This window comes from Pseudomonas sp. 37 R 15 (genome assembly GCF_900004865.1).
In the GTDB taxonomy this organism is placed as follows: Bacteria; Pseudomonadota; Gammaproteobacteria; order Pseudomonadales; family Pseudomonadaceae; genus Aquipseudomonas; species Aquipseudomonas fluorescens_AM.
Map to the genome: position 1 here is coordinate 110,784 of NZ_CVTV01000054.1, position 22,262 is coordinate 133,045.

Consider the following 22,262-nt stretch of genomic DNA (forward strand, 5'->3'; position numbering starts at 1 on the left):
CCCGCTCATGCCTCTGCGGCGCCTTCAGTTGCCCTTTTCTATCTTATCGTTTTCCAACCATCGATCGATGCTGTAGTTCTTCAGCCACCCATCACTGTTACGACTTCCCGTCAGGGCGAAGCCGTTAGCCTTGTAATTGTCCAGCGAGTCCAGCAAGCCGGGTCTTTCAACGATATTTTTGGCGAGGTACACCAGCTGTTCGCTGTATTGCTTTTTCGGGAAACCGTTGGCGGGGTCTCGCACAACATTACCTTTACTATCCAGCTCGTCAGGATCCTTGCTCATCTCGACAAGCGTGTCTGTTTTTACAAACCTGTGTTTATCCCATGGCCAGGAAAAATCTTCCGACTTATCCCGAAGTTGGTCAAACATGCCCCTGAATGTCGTAACGACCTGGGCGTTGGACATGCTATGGAACGGATCCGCGCTCTGGGTATTGGGGTTGGTATTACCGGTGAGCAATTCGGCTGCTTTTGCCAGACTTTCCGGTGTGATTTTACCGCCATCCACAAGAATCGCTTCGTTGACCCTGGGGCGATTGAGTATCTCCCTGGCCAACATGATGGTGCGTTCCGAGACGCTGCTTTTATGCACATCCTCACCGGCAATTTTTTGCAGTCCGCCCTGGGTCAGATGGCCATCTGTCTTGAACTTATCCAGCATGGAAAAGTTGCTGACCAGGTCTGTCGCCAGCAGATGGTCATCCGAACTGATATAGGGATTTCCTACATTCGACATTCCGCCGTACATGCCTTGACCGTCGAAATGCCGGCTGGCGCCGTTGACCATCAGGTTGTTCGAGACAAAACTCGAGTTCGTTGCCAGCGGCTGCTGAGTGCCGATCGCCTTGTCGACGACGCTGAGTCGCGTGTAACCACCACTGGCCGGCGCAGGCTCCTGATTTGGTATGAGAGGTATTCCAGCGCCTGGAGTAATCCCGTAAGTCATGTTCATTCCCACCCTAGTTAGATTCCATCAACTGAACCTGGAGTGCCCAGTCTTCAACCCGCGTCGACTGTCAGCACGAGACACGCAACGGATGTGTGGCAACTCAAAAAATATTGGTTCCGAGAAGTCCTGCGCATGGGCGAGGTAAAACTTGAGCGTTTGTAACCAGCCAGACTGGCCGGACTTTTCCCCAACGTGGTCCGTCTAGGGATCACGGTCGACGTGATAATTTGCTCCAGAGTGTTTCGAGCAATGACAACGCAGACCGAGGCGCCGGCCCGTCCTCCGAGGTTCGCGAGCCCCTGTCAAAGTCTTCGGTCGTAGGCGCCTTGAAACTGAACTTGGGCGATGACGTGAGGTTGAGCCCCTTTGCCTGAGATTTGCCTGGGCTTTGCACCGGAGTTGCCGGAGCAGGCAAGCTTGCAACAGCGTACTGGGAGTGAGACTGGCGAGGTTCAAATGATGTGGAATTCATAGGCCATTACCTGTTCCAGTAGACGAAGGCATCCAAGGGTAAGACCGATGGATGCTCTGTTCGTGGTAAATACTTGCAAATGGTTCCCGCATCGCCGACGGGCGATTTCGCGGCTGGGGAATCCACCAGCCGATACAACGCAGTGAAGCCAGGTCTTAGCGCAGGAGCCGATACAGGTCGTCTCGAGTGATCTTGCCATCGCGCAGGAACCCGAAAACGTTGTCCATCGAGCCCTTGAGCTCCGAACGATTCATGATTTCCCTCGACAGTTGGGTGATGCTGTCGGTTGGCGCATGACCATAAAGCGGGCGCGCAGCGAACTGTGCGAACTTGTTGATATCGATGGCGTTTCTGTCAGCGCTCCACCACGGCCCTTTCAACGCACTGAAGTTATTCAGGACATTCTGGGCAAGTTGCCTGTCGTCCTGAAGCTTTAGAGGGTTGGACGAAAGAATGAATTTATTGATGTCGTCTTTGGACAAGGACTGGTCCAAAGACCCCGTTCCGTTATTTCGATCCAGAGCCTGCATCAGGCCTGGGCGCTTGAGCAACTCCCTGGCCAGCCTGATATTCGCATCCCGCTCCGGGTTACCGGTCAGGGGCCGACCGGCCAGCTTATCGACATGTCCAGGCGTGACGTTCGGTGCATACCAGGGTTTGAACGCGTTGTAGCTATTCAACAGCCCCTGAGCCAATAGCTCGTTGCTTTGCTTGCCGTAATAAGGATCCGGCAGCGTGGGGTTGGGACGTGGAGGTGGGCCTGGATTGAAGCCGGATTTCGAAGACTGCGTTGCGCTATCGAAAACCGGGCCGGGCTGACTCGCCGACTGCTCGAAACTTGGGCCTGCCGCGCCCGCACCCTTGGCCGCAGGGCTGGGTTGGGCGGCTGCAGGCGGCTGCGAGAGGTTGTCAATGGCTGAGGGCAACGCTTGATTGGATGCGGATACCGACATGTGGTGCTCCAGTTCTGATTTAGGGCGGTGCCTTGCTGCTGCAGTTGTGCCAGCGATGAATGAACCGTGGCGCAGGTATGCACCAGCAGGCATTTGCTGTGTGGCAGAGCGATGGCATTGGGTTCCTCGACGTGTTGAAAACTTCTGAATGCGGGTAGGAAGGAGGTCGTGACAGATGAAAGGCACACCGCGAAATTTTCCCCATTCACAGCACAACGCAAATCGCCGCTCACCCTGGGCAGGATGAGCGGCAGGTCGCGGCCCTTGAACGGCACATCGCCTTCAGAGGGGGCCTTGGTGTACGTGGGAAATCACAGTTCCATCGGTTACTCCCCTTCGTCCCACGCAGCAGCATGATGAACTTCCATTGCCCCGCATCAGTCAGCACAAAAGACTCTCATTAAACAGCGGGTGGGTGATGCAGATTTCCTTGCAGCAACAAGTGGCCTTGGTCACCGGTGCCAGCTCCGGCATCGGCGCGGGTGCCGCCAAAGCGCTGGCCGAGGCCGGAGCAGCCGTGGTGCTTAACTACAATTCCCAGGCGGCACCGGCCGAAACGCTCGCGGCGCAGATCAATGCCAACGGTGGCCGAGCCATTGCCGTCGCTGGGGACGTGTCCAAAGAAGCCGACGTCGAACGTCTGTTCGCCCAGACCCTCGATGCCTTCGGCCATCTGGATATTCTCGTCGCCAACTCCGGCCTGCAGAAAGACGCCAACCTGGTCGACATGAGCCTCGAGGACTGGAACACGGTGATTGGCGTCAACCTCACCGGTCAATTTCTCTGCGCACGCGCTGCGGTGCGAATTTTCAACCGCCAGGGTGTGCGTGAGGGCGTGTCCCGCGCCGCCGGCAAGATCATCCATATGAGCTCGGTGCACCAGTTGATTCCCTGGGCCGGGCACGTGAATTACGCAGCGTCCAAAGGCGGTGTGGAGATGCTGATGCGCACCCTCGCCCAGGAGGTCAGCGAGCAGCGCATTCGGATCAACGGGATTGCGCCGGGGGCGATTCGCACGGCGATCAACCGTGCGGCCACTGAAGGCGCCGCAGAACAGGAGCTGCTCAAGTTGATTCCCTACGGCCGCGTCGGCGATGTGCAAGACGTGGCGAATGCGGTGGTGTGGCTGGCCAGCGACGCGTCCGATTACGTGGTCGGCAGCACCCTGTTCATCGATGGCGGCATGAGCCTTTATCCGGAGTTTCGTGGCAATGGTTGATTTGAAGAACGAACCACAAAGTGCCATCGATGCCCACGGCATCATCGGCGACATGCGCAGCGCAGCGTTGGTGAATGACCGGGGCAGTATCGATTTTTTCTGCTGGCCGGAATTCGACAGTCCATCGATCTTTTGCGCGTTGCTCGACAGCCCCGAGGCCGGCACTTTCCAGCTCACCCCGGACTTGCCCAATGCGCGCCGCGAGCAGATCTACCTGCCCGACACCAATGTGCTGCAAACCCGTTGGCTCAGCGATGCGGCGGTGGTGGAAATCACTGATTTGCTGGCCGTCAGCGAAGAGGTCGATGATCTACCTTTATTGATCCGCCGCGTGCGAGTGGTCAGCGGCACGGCGACGCTCCATCTACGCTGCGCCGTGCGCCATGACTACGCCCGCGCCAAGACCCACGCCGAGGCCGTCGATCGAGGCGTGTTGTTCCGCGCGGACGGTCAGCCCGGACTACGGCTGGCGGGCAGCCACCCGTTGACCCTCGACGAACATGTCGCGACGGCCAGCTTCACCCTGGCCCAGAACGAGAGCGCTGAATTCGTCCTCGGCGGCCAGGACGATCCCCGCGTGACGAACGCCTGCCCCGACCTCTACCTGGAACGCACCTTGAAGTTCTGGCGCAGTTGGATCGGTCAATCGAACTACCGCGGACGCTGGCGTGAAATGGTCAACCGCTCGGCCCTCGCGCTGAAGTTGCTGACCTCACGCAAACACGGCGCAATCATCGCCGCCGCCACCTTCGGCCTGCCCGAGACACCCGGCGGCGAGCGCAATTGGGACTACCGCTACACCTGGATCCGCGACGCTTCGTTTACCGTCTACGCGTTCATGCGTCTGGGTTTCGTCGAGGAAGCCAACGCCTACATGCGCTGGCTCAAGGGTCGGGTCAGCGACTGTTGCGGCCAGCCGACCAAAATCAACATCCTGTACGGCATCGATGGCCGCCAGGAGTTGTCGGAAACCACCCTGGATCACCTCAGCGGCCATGGCGGCGCCCAGCCGGTGCGCGTGGGCAATGAAGCGTTTGACCAGGTCCAGTTGGATATCTACGGCGAGCTGATGGATGCGGTTTACCTGGTCAATAAATACGGCGAAGCCATCTCCCACGAAGGCTGGAAGCACACCGTGGAAGTGGTCGATCAAGTCTGCGAAATCTGGAATCAGCAAGACGTCGGCATCTGGGAAATGCGTGGCGAGCAGCATCACTTCCTGCACTCGCGCCTGATGTGCTGGGTGGCCGTGGACCGGGCGATCCGCCTGGCGTCCAAGCGCTCGTTACCGGCGCCGTTCGCGCGTTGGGACCAGACCCGCCAAGCGATCTATGCCGATATCTGGAGCAACTTCTGGAACGAAGAACGTGGGCATTTCGTGCAGCACATCGGCAGTACCGCCCTCGACGGTTCGATGCTGTTGATGCCGCTGGTGCGCTTCGTTGCCGCCACCGATCCACGCTGGTTGTCGACACTGGAGGCGATCCAGAAAAGCCTGGTCCGCGATGGCATGGTCTACCGTTATCGCAACGACGACAGCCAGATCGATGGGTTACAAGGCACTGAAGGCGCGTTTGCCGCGTGTTCGTTCTGGTACGTCGAATGCCTGGCCCGCGCCGGCCAGGTGGAAAAGGCTCACCTTGAGTTCGAGCAACTGCTGCGCTACGCCAACCCGCTGGGGCTGTACGCCGAAGAGTTCGACAGCCAGGCACGGCACCTGGGCAATACGCCCCAGGCATTGAGCCATTTGGCGCTGATCAGTGCGGCGACGTTTCTGGACCGTAAACTCAGTGGTGCGAAAACGGTATGGCAACCATGATATCCCCCCTGCTCAGGAGCCGGTCATGACCACCCTCGCCCCACTGCTCTACGTGCGCACGTCCATGCTCGATATCGCCTATGAAACCCACGGCCCGCTCGACGGTGAGCCGGTGATCCTGCTGCACGGTTTTCCCTACGACCCTCGCGGCTACGACGACATCGCGCCGGGCCTGGCCGAGCAAGGTTATCGCGTGCTGGTGCCCTACCTGCGCGGGTACGGCCCCACGCGTTTTATCAATGAGCAGGTCATGCGCTCCGGTCAACAGGCAGCGCTGGGCAAGGACTTGCTGGACTTCATGGACGCGCTGTCCATCCCCTGCGCCACCCTGGCCGGTTATGACTGGGGCGGGCGCGCCGCCTGTATCGTCGCGGCGCTGTGGCCGGAACGGGTGCGCGGGTTGGTGACTGGCGATGGCTACAACATCCAGAACATCGCCCGGTCACTCAAGCCGCGAGCACCTGAGACAGAACACCGCCTGTGGTACCAGTATTACTTTCACACCCAGCGCGGCGTGGATGGCCTGACCGCCAACCGGCGGGAACTGTGCGAGCTGTTGTGGTCGTTGTGGTCACCGTCCTGGACGCGCGGGCCGAGCCTGTACGCACAAACCGCGCCATCGTTCGATAACCCCGATTTTGTCGAAGTGGTGATCCATTCCTACCGCCATCGCTTCCTGTACGCACCGGGCGACCCGGCGCTGGCGTCCATCGAGCAGGCATTGGCGCTGCAACCCCCGATTTCGGTGCCGAGCATTTCGCTGTGCGGTGCTGATGACGGCGTGGGGCCGCCGCCTGCAGAAGACGACGACATCGAGCATTTCAGCGGATTTTATCGACGGCAAGTGTTACCCGGCGTGGGCCACAATATTCCCCAGGAAGCGCCGCAGGCCACCCTGGCGGCGCTGTTGGAATTGCTACAGCGGTGAAAATCGCTCGCGGTAAGCCTGGGGCGTCACCGACAGGGCCCGCAGGAAACTGCGCCGCAGGGTCTCTTCACAGCCAAACCCGCAGTGCACGGCGATGCGTTTGATCGAGGTGGTGCTGTCGGCCAATTGCCGGCGCGCACTTTCGACACGTATCAGCTCCACGGCCCGCGCCGGGGTCTGGCCGGTTTCGGCGCGGTAGTGGCGCACGAAGCTGCGCTCGCTCATGCCGGCCTGGGCGGCCAGCGTGGAAATACTCAGGTCCAGGCTCAGGTTCTCGGCGATCCAGGCGTGCAGCTCGGCAAAGCGGCTGTCGCTCTTTTGCAGGGATAAAGTAACGCTGAATTGCGACTGCCCGCCGGGGCGCTTGAGAAATACCACCAGATGCCGCGCCACTTCCAGGGCTACGGCACGCCCCAGATCCTCCTCCACCAGGGCCAGGCACAGATCGATACCGGCGGTCACGCCGGCTGAGGTCCACAGCGCGCCTTGCCGGATAAAAATCGGATTGGACTCCACCGTCAGCGCAGGAAACTTGCGCGCCAGTTCTTCACAACGCGTCCAGTGAGTGGCCACGCGGCAACCGTCGAGCAGGCCACTGGCGGCCAGCAGGAAAGCGCCGGTACAGACCGAGGCCATGCGCCGGGTGTGCCGCGACTTTTCCCGCACCCAGTGCACCAGCGCCGGGTCTTCGGCGGCGCCGTATACGCCCCAGCCGCCGGCAATCACCAGCGTGTCGCACGGCTGATCGACGGCGGGCAGCGGATCGGCCAGCAGCCCAAGGCCCGCAGAAGTCACCACCGGTTTCGCCTGGTCAGCGATCACATTCACCGCATAGGGCAGAGGCAAACCGCGCTGGCGGGCCAAGTCATTGGCCGAAGCGAATACCTGCAGAGGCCCGGTGACATCGAGTACCTGGGCATTATCGAACGCGAGAACATGAATGACTCTGGGCATATTTGGCGAGATCTGTGGGCTCAATGGCGTATTCGCCAAAGCCTAGGCCTCTAGAATGGAACCGTCCACCCCTGACGGAGCTGCATCATGACCTTGCACATCGGCTTTCTGCTATTTCCCGGTATCCAGCAACTGGACCTGACCGGCCCCTATGACGTGCTCGGTTCGCTGCCGGACGTGAAGCTGCACCTGGTGTGGCAGGACCTGGCACCCGTCACCTCCAGCACCGGCCTGGTGTTTACGCCGACCATGACCTACGCCGACTGCCCGAAACTCGACGTACTGTGCGTACCCGGCGGCTCGGGCGTTGGGGCATTGATGGAGGACCCCGGCACCCTGGACTTCCTCAAGGCCCAGGCGCAAACCGTGCGCTACATGACCTCGGTGTGCACCGGCTCGCTGGTACTGGGCGCGGCGGGTCTGCTGCGCGGTCGCAAAGCCACCACCCATTGGGCCTACCACGACCTGCTCGCGCCACTGGGCGCCATCCCGGTGCAAGCGCGCGTGGTGCGTGACGGCAACCTGTTCACCGGCGGTGGGATCACGGCGGGTATCGACTTTGCACTGACTCTGGCGGCGGAGTTGTACAGCGAAGCGGCGGCGCAACTGGTGCAATTGCAAATCGAATATGCGCCGGCCCCACCGTTCGACTCGGGCCGCCCGGATACGGCGCCCAGTCATGTGCTGGAGGAAGCCCACAAGCGCACCGCAGAATCGCGCAGGGTGCGTGGGGAGATTGTTGCGCGGGCGGCGGCGCGCCTGGGTTGAGCCTGAATTCCCACTGATGCATGCAGATCTAAATGTGGGAGGGGCTCGCCCCCGATAAGCATAAGTATCTACACAACTCTGTAGCGCCCAACGCTAACCACGATGCGCAGCGAGTCGCTCTTGATCTTGATCTTGATCTGGCTCTTGATCTTGATCTTAGGCGCCCCGTTAAACCACGCTGGCCGAACGCAGGCTTGAATCCGTGGGCAACCCGGCAGGACGCCGGGTTAGCCGCCCCGCGCCATGGATGGCGCGTGGCGGCGGCCCACGGATTCAAGCCTGCGTTCGGGCACACCGAGCCTAAGCGAGGTGCCGAGTGGTGGGGCAAGAGCCTTTTTGGTTACTTTTGGCTGGGCCGGCATTCCGGGCTCTTTTCCAAAAGTGACCCGCTGTAAAAGCGGAACCAATAGCAGCCGTAACCGCAGAAACGGATATGTACTCGGTACAATCCAGCATCCTGGTTGGCCCAGAGGCCGCTATCGGAGGCAAGCCCCCTCCCACCCTTTGAACTGCGCTCGACGTCCGATCGGTGATGGGTGCAAGCCACGCTCACTGCACTCATTGCCCATTCCCACACTCAACGACTAGAATGCGAAACATTATCAATTAAGACGGCTGCGCCGGGATGCCCATGTCGAGCGATCACCCTCTGGACCATGCCGCCATCGGCCAGCTGTACCAAACCCACCATGCCTGGTTGCGCGGCTGGTTGAGCCGGCGTACCGGCTGCCGCGAGCACGCCGCCGACCTGGCCCAGGAAACCTTCGTGCGCCTGCTCAACGCGCGCCGGCAACAGACCTTGCAGCAACCACGCGCTTACTTGAGCAGCATTGCGCGCAGTCTGATGATCGACCAATACCGGCGTCGCGAACTGGAGCGCGCCTACCTGGAAAGCCTTGCGCATTTCCCACAGGTCGAAGTGCCTTGCGAGGAAACCCGCTTGCTGATCCTCGACAGCCTGGAGCGCATCGACCGTTTGCTCGATCAACTCAAACCGCGGGTGCGTGAGGCGTTCCTGCTGGCGCAACTGGACGGCCTGACCTGCCCGCAGATCGCCGTGCGCCTGGGCGTGTCCAGGGCCACGGTGGAGCGCGACCTGTCCAAGGCGCTGCATGCCTGTTATCGCTTGCGTTATGCCGACTGTTGATGCGCGCCTGGTGGACCAGGCGATCCAGTGGATGATCAAACTGCGCTTCAACAGCGCTGACGACGCCGCCACCGCCGCCTTTGAACAGTGGCTGCACACCAGCGCCGCGCATCAACTGGCGTGGCAGCGAGTGGCGACGATGAATGACGATTTCAGCCAATTGCCCGCGCATATCGGTCGCCATGCACTGGATGGCGCGCGCCAGCGCATCAGCCGTCGTGATGGCTTGAAGCTGCTCGGGCTGTTGGCCGGTGCCGCCGGTTTGACCTGGCTGGGCCGCGACTACACGCCCCTGCCCGCGCTGATGGCCGACTACCGCACCGCCACCGGTGAGCGGCGCTGGGTGGCGTTGAACGAGGGCAGCAAGCTGCAGCTCAACAGCGCCAGTGCTATCGACGTCGCGCTGAATGCCGAGCGGCGCCTGGTGAGCCTGCGCCAGGGTGAGGTGTTGATCAATACCGGCGCCGATAATCGCCCGTTCTGGGTACACACCCGCGACGGTGACCTGCGCGCACTCGGCACGCGCTTTCTGGTGCGTGAAGAATCCCACGGCACGCTGCTGGTGGTGCAACAGGGTGCGGTGGCGGTGTTTGCCGACCGCCACGCCGCTCACGCACGCCACGTGATCAAGCCCGGCGAACAGGTGCTGTTCGACCGCAGCGGCGTGCGCCCTGCCCCGGTCAACGGTCTCGATCCCTGGGCCTGGAGCGAAGGTGTCATCAGCGCCCACAACATGCGCCTGGATGACTTCCTGGCCGAACTGGGCCGCTACCGCCACGGCCTGGTGCGTTGCAGCGAAGCCGTGGCCGCGCTGCGGGTGTCGGGCACGTATCAACTGGACGACACCGATCAGGTGCTCCAATTGCTGGCCCAATCGTTGCCGGTCAACCTGACCTACCACAGTCGCTATTGGGTGACCCTGTCCTCGCGGGCTTAACCGGAAAAATAAATGAGGTGAATTCTCATTGCCGCTCGACCTGTAAGGAAAGGCCGATCAACAGGCCGGATTTATCCACTTCTTCAGGAGCACCCGCGGTCATGCAAGCGTTCCCCTCCAAACGTTCATCCCTCAAGCACGCGGTACGGGCCGCCCTGCTCGGCGCCTGCCTGGGCGGGGCCAGCCTGCCCCTGACGGCGCTGGCCGAGAGTGCCGCCGACACCCAGGTTCGCGATTGGCGGATCGCCCCCGGCCCGCTTGCCTCGGCACTCGACCAGTTCGCCCGACAGGCCGGGATCAGCCTGTCCTACGACGCCAGCAGCGTCGCCGGCAAGAACAGCAGCGGGCTCAACGGCAGCTTTGAACCCGAACACGCCTTGGGCCAATTGCTGCGGGGTCAGGGCCTGCAAGCCCAACGCCAGGGCAACAGCACCTGGCTGCTGCTACCGCAAACAGCCGATACCGGCGCGCTGAACCTGGGCGCCACGATGATCAGTGGTGAACGCCTGGGGGCGATGACCGACGGCACCGGCGCCTACACCACTGGCGCGGTCACCATTGGCAAAGGCGAACACAGCCTGCGCGAAACGCCGCAGTCGGTAAGCGTGATGACCCGCCAATTGATGGACGACCAGAACGTCACCACCATCGACGACGTGATGGAGCGCACGCCGGGAATCACCACTTATGAATCGCCCATGGGCGGCAAGTATTTCTATTCCCGTGGTTTCAAGATGCTTGGCCAGTACCAGTACGACGGCGTGCCGCTGGACATGGGTAAGGACTACGTACAAGCCGACAGTTTCAGCGCCAATATGGCGATTTATGACCGTGTGGAAGTGCTCAAAGGCGCGGCCGGCATGCTCAAGGGCGCCGGCACCGCCAGCGGCGCGGTGAATTTCGTGCGCAAGCGACCGCAGGCCAGGCCCACGTCCAGCCTGTCGCTGTCCGCCGGCACCTGGGACAACTACCGCGCCGATGTCGACACCGGTGGCCCGCTCAATGACAGCGGCACCGTGCGTGGCCGCGCGGCGTTCAGCCAGCAGGATCGCGGCTCCTATATGGATATTTCCAAGCGCAAGGATCGCGCGTTCTACGGCGCGCTGGACATCGATCTCAACCCCGACACCACTCTGGGCCTGGGCGCCAGTTATGAAGACGTCGATGCCAGCCCGTGCTGGGGTGGCTTGCCGCGCTACAGCGACGGCAAGAGTGCCAAGCTCAGCCGCTCCACGTGCCTGGGCCAATCCTGGAACGACTGGCAAAGCCGGCGTGCCACGTTCTTCGCCGACCTTACCCATCACTTCAACGACGACTGGACACTCAAAGTCGCCGCCGTGCACAGCCGCAACCTGCAAGACACCAAGTATGCCGCCAGCGAAGGCACCATCGCTTACGGCAACCCGCTGCCTACCGCCAATTCCTATGCAGCCTTGATGGATTACGACCACAAGGACTTCGGCCTCGATGCCTACGTGGACGGCAAGTTCGAAGCGTTCGGCCTGGAGCACGAATTGATCCTCGGCGCCAACGGCAGCCGTGGCACCCAGGACGACATCTACGCGATCCAGAACTTGCCCAGGCGCCAAAGCATTTATCAACCCGACCACCATTTCCCGGAACCGGCCAATGACACCTTCTGGCCGAACATGTACCGCGGCGGCACGGTCAAGGAAACCGCCACGCAATACGGCACCTACGCCACGCTGCGCCTGCGTCTGGCCGAGCCGTTGATGTTTATCGTCGGCAGCCGAGTAAGCTGGTACGACAACCGCCGCCAGTCAAACAACCTGGGCTGGGGCGAATGGAGCGTGCAAGACGCACACACCAAAGAAAGCGGCGAAGTCACTCCATTTGCCGCGCTGATCTATGACCTCAATGAGCACCTGTCGGTATACGCCAGCTACGCCGATATCTTCCAGCCGCAGAGTGCCTATGCAACGGCCGATGGCGCAGCGCTCAAACCGAAAATCGGCAACAACTACGAGCTGGGCATCAAGGGCGAATGGTTCGACGGGCGCCTCAACAGCTCGCTGGCGCTGTTCCGCGCGATCGAGAAAAACGGCGCCGAGACCGACTTCCTGAGTTTTTGCCCGACCTCCGCCGATGGCTATTGCTATACCGACACCGGCAAAGTACGCGCCCAGGGCATCGAAGCCGAAGTCAGCGGCCAATTGCTCGAGCGTCTGCAGGTGTCCGGCGGCTACACCTACACCCAGACCAAATCGTTGAAGAATATCGACAGCAGCCTTGAAGGTGGCGCGTCCAATACCTACGTGCCCCGGCACATGCTGCGCATGTGGGGCGACTACCAGCTTGATGGCGCGTTGTCCAAATGGAGCGTGGGAGCTGGCGTCAATGCACAGAGCAGCAATTACCGGCTGCAAGGCATCAAGCTGGAGCAAGCCGGTTATGCCCTGTGGGATGCGCGCCTGGCGTACCGTGTGGATGACACGTGGACCGTCGCGCTGAACGGCAAAAACCTCTTCGACAAAAATTATTATCAAACCGTAGGCACGGCGTCCTGGGGTAATTTTTATGGCGAACCGCGCAATTTCACCGTCAGTTTGAAAGGCACGTTCTAACCCCCCTTCCCAGGGGCGATTGCTTCACTTAATCGCCCCTGCGCGTCCCCTTTTCCTGCCACGCGAAAAAACCTTTTCACAGCTGGCAGGAAAATTCTCACATTTGTTCCTACACTCAAAATCACCCCCCCCCGTGCCAAGTGCCAGTACAAGGAACGTCAAGCATATGACATGCAAAAGCCTGTTCTACCTCCCAGCAATGCTAAATCCAGCACGACGTCAATTTATTGGCCAATTCGCATAAGGAATCTTTTTTTTACCTTTTTCCCGCAAAACTACCTTCATTTGGATGGTTCCACTTGGATGATGGTTGCGTTTTAACCAGTTGTAGCGCTCCGCCTGCTCAGTTGAACAGTCGCAAAGCGAACCTGGTATGCAATGAGGGATGTTCGTATGCGAGAGAAGTCATCAGTTGTCAGTTTGTTTTTGACTCGTGCAGGTTTCGTTGAATTTTTTGTCATTTTTGTCAAGTTGATCCATGGCCTGACTGCCATTTTGCCGCCGCTGGTGCTGGCGTTTTTCATCGACCCGATGGAACTTGAAATGCGCTCGCGCTTTCTGGGTCTGTTGCTGTTCTTCGCGTTCCTGACGATTATTTTGTTCCAGGCCCTGGGCATCTATTCCGAAGAGCTGTTCAGCAACCGCCTGCGCTTGCGCGCCAAAATCGTGGCCTGGTCGTCGGCGTTCTGCATCCTGCTGTTCATGTACCAGATCCTGCAGGTGTTCCCGCAATTGAACCCGCGCAATCTTGTGGCCTGGTACTTCGCAAGCCTTGGGCTGTTCTGCCTGGAACGCATGATGATGCTGCGCCTGTACCGCAGCCTGATGCGCCGGGGCAAATACCTGCAACGCACGGTGCTTCTGGGCTTCACCGACACCGCCGTGCATATCGCCGACCACCTGCAACGCAATGGCGATATCCGCTCCGGCCTGATTGGTTTTATCGACGACCGCACCGAACGCATCCCCAAGGAGCTGAGCAACCTGCCGCTGCTGGGCAACACCCGCGACCTGGAAAAACTGATCCGCGCCGAGCAGGTCAACCAAGTGATGATCTGCCTGCCGTGGTCTGCCGAGCAGCGTATCCTTGGGCTGGTCAATCGCCTGCGACAGATGTCGGTGAACGTGATGCTGGTGCCGGACATGGCCGCCCTGCGCTACGGCCACAGCCGCATTACCGACGTGGGCGGTATCTTGATGTTCAACACCTCGCAGCTACCGCTGCGCGGCTGGGCGCCCTTTATCAAGCGCTGCGAAGACCTGTTGCTGGCCAGCATTGCCCTGGTGGTGCTGTCTCCGGTGATGCTGTTGACGGCCATCGCGATCAAGCTCGATTCCAAGGGCCCGGTGCTGTTTCGCCAGAACCGCTACGGCTACAACGACAATGAAATCCGCGTGTTCAAGTTCCGTTCGATGTTCACTGACCAAAGCGACTTCACCGCCGAACGCCAGACCACCCGCCAAGACCCGCGTGTCACACGCGTCGGCCGCATCATCCGCAAAACCAGCATCGACGAGCTGCCCCAGTTGTTCAACGTACTGCTGGGCAACATGTCCATGGTCGGCCCACGCCCCCACGCCACCGCAACCAAGGCTGCAGGCATTCCTTTTGAACTGGCGGTGAGCGAATACAGCTCGCGGCATCGGGTCAAGCCAGGCATCACCGGTTGGGCGCAAATCAACGGCTACCGGGGCGAAACCGATACCCTGTTCAAAATCCAGAAACGCGTCGAGTACGACCTGGAATACATCTCCAAATGGTCGGTGTGGTTTGACTTGTACATCGTTTTCATGACGGTCCCGGCCGTCCTTTCCACCAAGGAAGTCTATTGATGAATACCCTCAACGGATTGATTCCCTGCATTATTTCCGGTGGTTCGGGCACACGCTTGTGGCCGGTGTCCCGGCAGAACATGCCCAAGCCGTTCATGCGCATGCGCGACGGCCAGAGCCTGCTGCAGAAAACCTTCCAGCGCGCCGCACGCCTGCCCGGTGTGGAAAGCGTGCTGACGGTGACCAACCGCGACCTGCTGTTTCGCACCCTGGACGACTACCGCGGCGTCAACAAGGCCCACCTGCCCCTGGACCTGCTGCTCGAACCGTTCGGACGCAACACCGCAGCGGCCATCGCCGTGGCGGCGCTGCATGTGCAGGAACATTTCGGCGGTGACGCGCAACTGCTGGTGATGCCCGCCGACCACTTGGTGCTCGATGAAAGCGCCTTCGCCGAGGCAGTGACCCAGGCCCGCGAACTGGCCGAAGCCGGCTACCTGGTGACCTTCGGCATCCAGCCTGACCACCCGGAAACCGGCTTCGGCTATATCGAAAAAGGCGAAGCGCTGAGCCTGGGCAACCGGGTCAAGCGCTTTGTCGAAAAGCCCGACCTGGCCACCGCCCAAGCCTACCTCGACGGCGGCAAACACCTGTGGAACGCCGGCATGTTCTGCTTCAAGGCCAGCACTCTGGTGGATGAACTGAACACCCATGCCCCCGACGTTCTGATTGCTGCGCGTGCCGCCCTCGAACACAGCCAGCACCTGCAAAACAAAACCTCGCGCCAGCGCGAACTGGACAGCGACGCCTTCGCCAGCGCGCCGGACATCTCCATTGACGTGGCGCTGATGGAAAAGTCCCAGCAAGTGGCCGTGGTGCCGTGCGACATCGGCTGGAGCGATATCGGTTCCTGGGAAGCCCTGCGCCAGCTCACCCCCAGCGATGCCCAGGGCAACCAGGTCAATGGCGAAGCGATCCTGCATGACGTGCACAACTGCTACATCGATTCGCCCAAGCGCGTACTCGGTGCGGTCGGCGTGCGTGACCTGATCATCGTCGACACCCCCGACGCCCTGCTGATCGCCGACGCCAACCGCAGCCAGGACGTGCGCTACATCGTGGCCGAACTCAAGCGCCAGAATCATCCGGCCTTCAGCCTGCACCGCACCGTGACCCGGCCGTGGGGCACCTACACCGTGCTGGAGGAAAGCAGCCGCTTCAAGATCAAGCGCATCGTGGTCAAACCCCAGGCGTCGCTGTCGCTGCAAATGCACCACCACCGCAGCGAGCACTGGGTGGTGGTCAGCGGCGCTGCGCAGATCACCAATGGCGAACGTGAATTCCTGATCAACGCCAACGAATCCACTTATATACCGGCCGGACACAAACACCGCCTGACCAACCCGGGCATCATCGATCTGGTGATGATCGAAGTGCAGAGCGGCGAATACCTGGGCGAAGACGATATCGTGCGCTTCGATGACATCTACGGGCGTGCGCCTGCCGAAGTGAAGAAGTGACATGCGCACCTCGTTGATCATCCCGACACGTAACGCCTCCAGCCACCTGGCGCGGCTGCTGCCCGCGCTGAAGATGCAGACCCTGCAGCCGGACGAGATGCTGGTAGTCGACAGCGCCTCCAGCGATGACACCGTAGCGCGCTTTCGCGACTACGGCGCGCGGGTCGAGGTGATCGACGCCCGCGACTTCAACCACGGCGGCACGCGGCGCTGGGCCAGTGAACAGGTGAACGGTGACGCCCTGATCGTGATGACCCAGGACGCCATTCCGGCCACCCCGGAAACCTTTGCCAACCTGCTCGTTGAATTGCAGCAGGACCCGCTCAACGGCGTGGCCTACGGGCGCCAGTTGCCGCACCCGGATGCCGGGGTGCTGGGGGCGCAGTCGCGACACTTCAATTACCCGGCCCAAAGCCGCAGCAAGCGCCTGACCGATGCGCCGGAACTGGGGATCAAGACCTGTTTCAGCTCCGATTCGTTTTCCGTCTATCGGCGCAGCGCCCTGCACGCCGTAGGCGGCTTCCCCGCCGATGTCATCGGCAGCGAAGACGCCTACGTTGCGGCACGCATGCTGATCGAAGGCTACACCGTGCGCTACGCCGCCTCCGCGCAGGTGTACCACTCCCACGATTACCGGCTCATGGACGAGTTTCACCGCTACTTCGACATCGGCGTGTTCTACGGTCGCGAACCGTGGATACGCCAGGCCTTTGGCGATGCCGGCGGTGAAGGTAAACGCTATGTACTGGCTGAATTCGCGGCATTGCGCGCAGCCGGTGCCTGGCATCGCGTACCTGAAGTACTGGTGCGCAGCGCGTTCAAGTTACTCGGCTATCGGCTGGGTCATCAGGAACGCCGGCTACCTCTGGCCCTCAAGCGGCGCATCAGCATGTTCCCCGGTTATTGGAGGTGAGCATCATGACCTACAGGAAATCCTATTTGATGAAACGAACCGTGCTCGTCCTGGCCATGATGGCCTTGGCCGCCTGCAATACACCCGCGCGCATCGTCGCGCCTGATGACAAGACCGTCGAGGAAGGCAAGCGCGCCCTCGACCAGCTTGCCCAACTGCCGCCGGCGGTGGAACGCATCCGCGTCGGCGATCAGTTGCGCATCGTGCGCGACGCCGGGGAAATGCCAACGCTGTCGGCGTTCAACGTCAGTACGATCTACGAGCTGACGCTGTACACGGTGCAAAGCGACGGCAAGATCAACTACCCGTTCCTGGGCCCGATCCAGGTCGCCCGGCGCACGCCGACGGAAGTGGCGGACGAGCTCAGCAACAAGCTCGCGCCGGTGTATCGCGAGCCGCGGGTGACGGTGAACATCAACCAGGCGCCGGCCAATTCGATCATTGTTGGCGGCGCGGTGAACAACCCGACCACGGTGGCAATCGCCTCGGCCAACACCCTGGAGCAAGCCATTGTCGGCGCCGGCGGGGTGAACCCGGCGGGCAATGCGAGCATGGTCGCGCTGCTGCGCGAAGATACCCAGGGCGTCTATCGCGCTTACTTCCTGGACTTCAGCCAATACCTCAAGACCGGTCCCAACGGGCGCAAACAAGTGCCCCTGCAACGCGGTGACGTGGTGTTCGTGCCCAAATCCAACGTGGGCGAGCGCATCCAGGGCGTGGATACCTACCTGAACCAACTGATCCCATTCACCAAGTCGATCGGGGTTGGCTACAACTACACCCGAACCAGCGGCGGCAGTAACTAAAGGAGCGACATCCCATGATCGAGATCCGTTCTTTTCGCGATCTTCTGCGCCTGTTCTTCATCTTCCGCAAGGAGTTCAGGCTGGCGGCCATCGCGGCGCTGGTGATCATTTTGCTGGGGGCTTTCCTGCTGCCGGCCAAGTACGAATCCACCGCGCGCCTGTTGGTCAAGCCGGGGCGTGACTCGACGCTGCCGATCGAAATCAGCAACCGCCAGGCGCTGGTGATGCCCAGCACTCAGCGCGACCCGATTGTCGATGAAGAACGCCTGCTCACCGGGCGCCCGATCGTCCGCGCGGTGGCCGAGCATTATCTGGAAGTCATCGACAAAATGCCGCCGCCGGAAGGCGTCTGGAAGCGCACCAAGTTCTATGTCAAAAACGGTATCGGCGCAGTGTTCGACGGCGTACGGGTGGTGCTGGAAACCGTGGGCATCGTTGAAAAGACCACACCGGTGGAGCGCCTCGCCGCGAGCCTGGAGAAGAACTTTGAAGTCAGCCACGCGGCGGGCTCCACGGTGATGGACATCAGCTTCAAATGGGGCGACCCGCAAATCGCCCAGGCGGTGGTCAAGAGTTGGGTCGAGACCTACATCAACGAACGCACCGAGGCCCTGGGACGCAAGAGCCTGTATGCCTTCTATGAAGGTCAGGCGGCCAACAGCGCGACCGAAATCAAGAGCTACAAGCAGCAGATCCTCACTCACCTGAACCGGATCGGCGCAGCGAGCATTACCGATCGCCTGGAAGATTTATCCGAACGCATCAACGTACTGCGGGGCGAGACGTTCAACACCAGTCGCTTGATCGCCTCGTCCGACAGCGCCATTGCAAGCACGCGCACCCAGCTCAAGACCCAGCCAAAGGAAGTCACCACGGTTCGCCAGATTGCGCTGAACCCGCAGCAGCAGGACTTGCGCCGTCTGCTCAACCAGAAGCTGCTGGAAAAAGCCGACATGATGCGCACCTACACCGATAACGCGCCGCCGGTCAAAGCCCTGGACGCGTCGATTCGAGCGATGCAGGTCCAGGTCTCGAATGAAAGCAACACCGTGCAAAGCTCGGAAAACCGCGCGCCGAACACGCTCGAAATCCACTTGCAGCGCGTGCTGCTCGATGAGTCCAGCAACAACCTGGCGTTGCGTACCCAACTGGTGCAACAGCAGAAACAACTGGTCAACCTCGAAGCGCAACGCAAGGAAGCCCTGGATATCGAGCCGGAGCTGGCGCGCCTGTCCCGTGAGCTGAATACCACCGAGCGTAACTACGCGCTGTACGTGGATAACCTGGAAAAATCGCGCATCGACCGTGAGCTGGATAACAGCCAGATCAGCAACATTGCAGTGATCGAGGAAGCCACCCTGAACCCAGGCCGCATTTTCCCGAAAACCCTGCTGATGCTGTTTTTGGCGATCCCGTTCGCCATCGTCGTCGGCCTGCTGGTGGTCTACCTGTGCTACCTGCTCGATCAACGCATTCACGATGGTGGCCTGGTGGAACGCAAGTTCGGCCTGCCGTTGTGGACCACGCTGCCGGAGCTGGACACCAGCACCGCGCAAGGCACCAACGCGTTCAATGCGAGCATCTACCGGTTGTACGGCCTGTTGCAGTTGGACCGGGTGGCCGAACGCGGCCTGACCCTCGGGCTGACCTCGGCGCGCCACGGTGAAGGGGTGACCTTCGTGGTGGAGCAACTGCGCCTATTGCTTCAGGAAAACGGTATCACCGTGCGCGTCGGCGGGGTTGATCCGGCGGCGCCAGGTGAAGTGGTGCTGCTGGACGCCTCAGCGCTGCTGGACAACCGCGATGCCTTCGTCAACCTGCGCCGCGCCGACCTGATCGCGCTGGTGGTCGAAGCCCGCAAGAGCACGGTGCCGGTGGTGGAGCACGCGCTGTCGATCCTCAATACAGCATTCGGCAAAGTCGACGGCATCATCATCAACCGGCGCAAGTTCGAAGTGCCGGCCAAGGTACTGCGCACCATCGCCAAATACCGGGGGGCGTTCTGATGCGCATCGCCCTGCTTGCACCTTTGCCGCCGGAAAAAAACGGGATCGCCGACTATGCGAACCATTTCAAGACGGCATTGGAGCAACTGGGCGTGACGGTGGTGACACCGTTGAGCGGCGTGGAAGGCTCGAGCGCGGCGATCAGGCAGGCCGTTGCCGCGTTCGACTGGCGCAGCGTGGACCTGGTCCACGCCGAGCTGGGCGGCGGGCGCCTGGGAGAGTTCCTGGCCTTGCGCGAGTTGCGCAAGGGCTACCCTGACCTGCCGCTGACGGCCACCGTGCATGACCCCGAGCGCATCGTGTGGCGGCGCGAGCACCTGCCCTTCCCGCTCAACCTGCTGGAGCGCCTGCCCAGCCCGTTGCCGCAGGCGGCAGTGGTGCTGGCAGACCCGCTGACCCTGCGTGAAGAACGCCAGGTCGCGCGGGGCCTGACGCGGTTGATTACCCTGACCCGCCTGGGCGCCGATTGCCTCAGCCAGCGTATGCAACTGCCGGCCGGCAAGGTGGCGGTCATCCATCACGCCAACCTGGCGATTGCAGCCGTGGCCTTGCCGCCGCTGGATACGCTGCACCTGTTGTATTTCGGTTTCATCTACCGTGGCAAAGGCATTGAAGACCTGTTGCAGGCCCTGGCCGCCGTCTTCGAGCAAGCCCCCCAATTGCGTGACCGTGTGCGCCTGACCCTGGCCGGTGGCACTGCCGCCGAAATGGCGTTTGGCGCGGGCGGCAATTACCTGGAGCAGTTGAACCGCCAGATCGCCGACCTCGGCCTGGCAGGCGTCATCGATTGGCGGCTGAACCTGCCGGCTGACGAGATTGCCCAGACGATCCAGGCCCACCATGTGATGGTGCTGCCGTATCGCGAATCGAAAAAACTCGGCCTGCTCGGCCGCCAACGCGGCACCAGTGGCGCGCTGTCCTGGGCCGCCGCGTGCGGGCGCGGGGCGATTACCTCCGATGCGCGGGCGTTTGCCGAGGAAGTCGCCAGCGGCAACGGCGCGATCTATCCCGAAGGCGATGTGGCCGCGCTGGGCGAGCAGTTGTTGCGCCTGGCCCGTACGCCGACCCTGGCCCGGGACTGGGCCGAACGCGCCGGCGCCATCGGCCGCGAACGCTTATGGCCGCTGACGGCGCAGCACTTCAAGCAGCTCTTCGAACAGGCAATTGCGGGGGCCCCGTATGGCACGTAAACGGACTTATTTCGCCACCCTTGCGCTGGTCGCCGCCCTGGGGCTGACCGCCTTTATCTGGGGGCGCCAGGCCGACGCCGAGAGCCATGTGCTCAAAGGCAACAAGGTGGTGGTGTGGAAGGATTTCCTCGGCGTCAACGCGCAGTTCCTGTGGTTCAGCCCCGAGCGTTACCAGTTGCAAATCGACCGCCTCAAGGAGCTGGGCCTGGAATGGGTGCGCCTGGACCTGCATTGGGACCAATTGGAGCCGGTTGCCGACCAGTACCAGGTGGCGACCCTGGACCAGTTGGTGACCAGGCTTGAAGACAACCAGCTCAAGTCAGTGTTTTACCTGGTCGGCTCGGCGCCCTTTATCACCACCGCGCCGGTGGGCGCGCCCTACCAGGATCAATACCCGCCGCGAGACCCGAATGTGTTTGCGCTGCGCATGGCGCTGTTGGCCCAGCGCTACCCCAGCGTCGACGCCTGGCAGGTGTGGAACGAGCCGAACCTGCTGGGCTTCTGGCGCCCGGCGGCGGACCCGGCCGGTTATGCCACGCTGCTGCGCACCACCGCCGCCGCACTGCGCGCTGTCGCCCCGAACAAACCGGTGGTGGCCGCCGGCATGGCGTTTTTCAGCGAAATGCCCAACGGCCAGACCATGCTCGATGCCCTCGATGCCCTAGGCGTGCCGAGCCTGAACACCGTCATGTCCTACCACCCTTACACGCAACTGCCCGAGGGCAACGACCCGGCCAACCTCGACTTCGTGGCCAAGACCACCGCCCTCAACCAGAAGCTGCGCAACAGCGGCGTGAAAACCCTGTGGAGCACCGAGTGGGGCTGGTCGAACTACCTCGGGCCCAAGGAAGCCCAGGACATCATCACCCAACAGGGCCAGGCCGATTATGTGATACGCCGCCTGGCGCTGATGAGCGCGCTGGATTTCGACAAGATTTTCCTGTTTACCCTGAGCGACCTGGACCAGCGCGCCAGCGTGCGCGACCGCGCCTACGGCTTGCTTGATATCGACGCCAAGCCCAAGCCGGTCTACACCGCGTTGAAAAATTTCCTCGACGTCAGTGGCCCGCGACTGACCCCCGGCGATCCGCCCACCGCCGACCAATTGCCCGACGGCCTGTTCAGCATCGGCTGGACCCGTGCCGACGGGCGCAAGCTGTGGTTTTTCTGGTCGGCCCGTGGCGGTAACGCGCACTTGCCGAACCTCGCCAGCGCGACGTTGTACGACCCGTTGCGCGGCACGCAGACACCGGTGAGCGGCACCAATGGGTTGACTGTCCCGGTCAAGTCGAACCTGCAAATTCTGTTATGGGATTGAAGC

At 61.6% G+C, this 22,262-nt stretch carries 17 protein-coding genes; 14 read left to right on the top strand and 3 right to left on the bottom strand.

Annotated features, from left to right (window positions below):
- Positions 1-24 precede the first annotated feature (24 nt).
- Positions 25-948, bottom strand: coding sequence for a hypothetical protein (locus BFQ04_RS20360; protein WP_232790605.1), 924 nt, complete (start codon positions 946-948; stop codon positions 25-27).
- 630 nt (positions 949-1,578) lie between these two features.
- A complete protein-coding gene (locus BFQ04_RS30105) occupies positions 1,579-2,376 on the bottom strand; it encodes a hypothetical protein (RefSeq protein WP_256544601.1) in 798 nt (265 codons plus the stop codon).
- Positions 2,377-2,794: 418 nt separating this feature from the next.
- Here BFQ04_RS30105 and BFQ04_RS20370 point away from each other — a divergent pair, with 418 nt between their 5' ends.
- Genes BFQ04_RS20370 through BFQ04_RS20380 form a run of 3 tightly spaced genes read left to right on the top strand, consistent with a single transcriptional unit; the run spans position 2,795 to position 6,342 of the window.
- Positions 2,795-3,595: a glucose 1-dehydrogenase gene (locus BFQ04_RS20370; RefSeq protein ID WP_065952298.1), complete on the top strand. Its 801-nt coding sequence runs from the start codon at positions 2,795-2,797 to the stop codon at positions 3,593-3,595.
- The gene (locus BFQ04_RS20375; RefSeq protein ID WP_065952299.1) at positions 3,588-5,414 is read left to right on the top strand and encodes a glycoside hydrolase family 15 protein; all 1,827 of its coding nucleotides are present in this window, start codon (positions 3,588-3,590) and stop codon (positions 5,412-5,414) included. Before BFQ04_RS20370 ends, BFQ04_RS20375 begins: the two co-directional genes overlap by 8 nt.
- Positions 5,415-5,439: 25 nt before the next feature.
- Positions 5,440-6,342 carry an alpha/beta fold hydrolase gene (locus BFQ04_RS20380; protein WP_065952300.1) on the top strand — a complete coding sequence of 301 codons (903 nt, stop codon included), beginning with the start codon at positions 5,440-5,442 and terminating at the stop codon, positions 6,340-6,342.
- Here the strand turns inward: BFQ04_RS20380 and BFQ04_RS20385 are convergent.
- Positions 6,331-7,296: a GlxA family transcriptional regulator gene (locus BFQ04_RS20385; protein ID WP_065952301.1), complete on the bottom strand. Its 966-nt coding sequence runs from the start codon at positions 7,294-7,296 to the stop codon at positions 6,331-6,333. The genes BFQ04_RS20380 and BFQ04_RS20385 overlap by 12 nt on opposite strands.
- An 87-nt stretch (positions 7,297-7,383) precedes the next feature.
- Between BFQ04_RS20385 and inhA the strand changes: the two genes are divergently transcribed.
- From inhA to BFQ04_RS20445, 11 genes are all read left to right on the top strand, one after another.
- Positions 7,384-8,064 carry an isonitrile hydratase gene (inhA, locus tag BFQ04_RS20390; RefSeq protein ID WP_065952302.1) on the top strand — a complete coding sequence of 227 codons (681 nt, stop codon included), beginning with the start codon at positions 7,384-7,386 and terminating at the stop codon, positions 8,062-8,064.
- Between the two features lie 631 nt (positions 8,065-8,695).
- Positions 8,696-9,211, top strand: a complete 516-nt coding sequence (locus BFQ04_RS20400) for a sigma-70 family RNA polymerase sigma factor (RefSeq protein ID WP_065952304.1) — start codon at positions 8,696-8,698, stop codon at positions 9,209-9,211.
- Positions 9,198-10,148, top strand: a complete 951-nt coding sequence (locus BFQ04_RS20405) for a FecR domain-containing protein (RefSeq protein WP_065952305.1) — start codon at positions 9,198-9,200, stop codon at positions 10,146-10,148. The genes BFQ04_RS20400 and BFQ04_RS20405 overlap by 14 nt, the downstream gene beginning before the upstream one ends.
- A 101-nt stretch (positions 10,149-10,249) precedes the next feature.
- Positions 10,250-12,733: a TonB-dependent siderophore receptor gene (locus BFQ04_RS20410; protein WP_065952306.1), complete on the top strand. Its 2,484-nt coding sequence runs from the start codon at positions 10,250-10,252 to the stop codon at positions 12,731-12,733.
- A 393-nt stretch (positions 12,734-13,126) separates the two neighbouring features.
- Positions 13,127-14,566 (top strand): undecaprenyl-phosphate glucose phosphotransferase, encoded by a 1,440-nt coding sequence (locus BFQ04_RS20415; RefSeq protein ID WP_065952307.1) that lies wholly within the window; start codon positions 13,127-13,129, stop codon positions 14,564-14,566.
- Positions 14,566-16,026: a mannose-1-phosphate guanylyltransferase/mannose-6-phosphate isomerase gene (locus BFQ04_RS20420; RefSeq protein WP_065952308.1), complete on the top strand. Its 1,461-nt coding sequence runs from the start codon at positions 14,566-14,568 to the stop codon at positions 16,024-16,026. Before BFQ04_RS20415 ends, BFQ04_RS20420 begins: the two co-directional genes overlap by 1 nt.
- Before the next feature lies 1 nt (position 16,027).
- Positions 16,028-16,939, top strand: coding sequence for a glycosyltransferase family 2 protein (locus BFQ04_RS20425; RefSeq protein ID WP_065952309.1), 912 nt, complete (start codon positions 16,028-16,030; stop codon positions 16,937-16,939).
- 29 nt (positions 16,940-16,968) lie between these two features.
- Positions 16,969-17,745 carry a polysaccharide biosynthesis/export family protein gene (locus BFQ04_RS20430; RefSeq protein ID WP_065952310.1) on the top strand — a complete coding sequence of 259 codons (777 nt, stop codon included), beginning with the start codon at positions 16,969-16,971 and terminating at the stop codon, positions 17,743-17,745.
- Positions 17,746-17,759: 14 nt separating this feature from the next.
- Entirely contained in the window at positions 17,760-19,751 is a 1,992-nt protein-coding gene (locus BFQ04_RS20435; protein ID WP_065952311.1) for a GumC family protein, read from the top strand.
- Entirely contained in the window at positions 19,751-20,941 is a 1,191-nt protein-coding gene (locus tag BFQ04_RS20440; RefSeq protein WP_065952312.1) for a glycosyltransferase, read from the top strand. The genes BFQ04_RS20435 and BFQ04_RS20440 overlap by 1 nt, the downstream gene beginning before the upstream one ends.
- Positions 20,931-22,259, top strand: a complete 1,329-nt coding sequence (locus BFQ04_RS20445) for a cellulase family glycosylhydrolase (RefSeq protein WP_065952313.1) — start codon at positions 20,931-20,933, stop codon at positions 22,257-22,259. Before BFQ04_RS20440 ends, BFQ04_RS20445 begins: the two co-directional genes overlap by 11 nt.
- Positions 22,260-22,262: the final 3 nt, after the last annotated feature.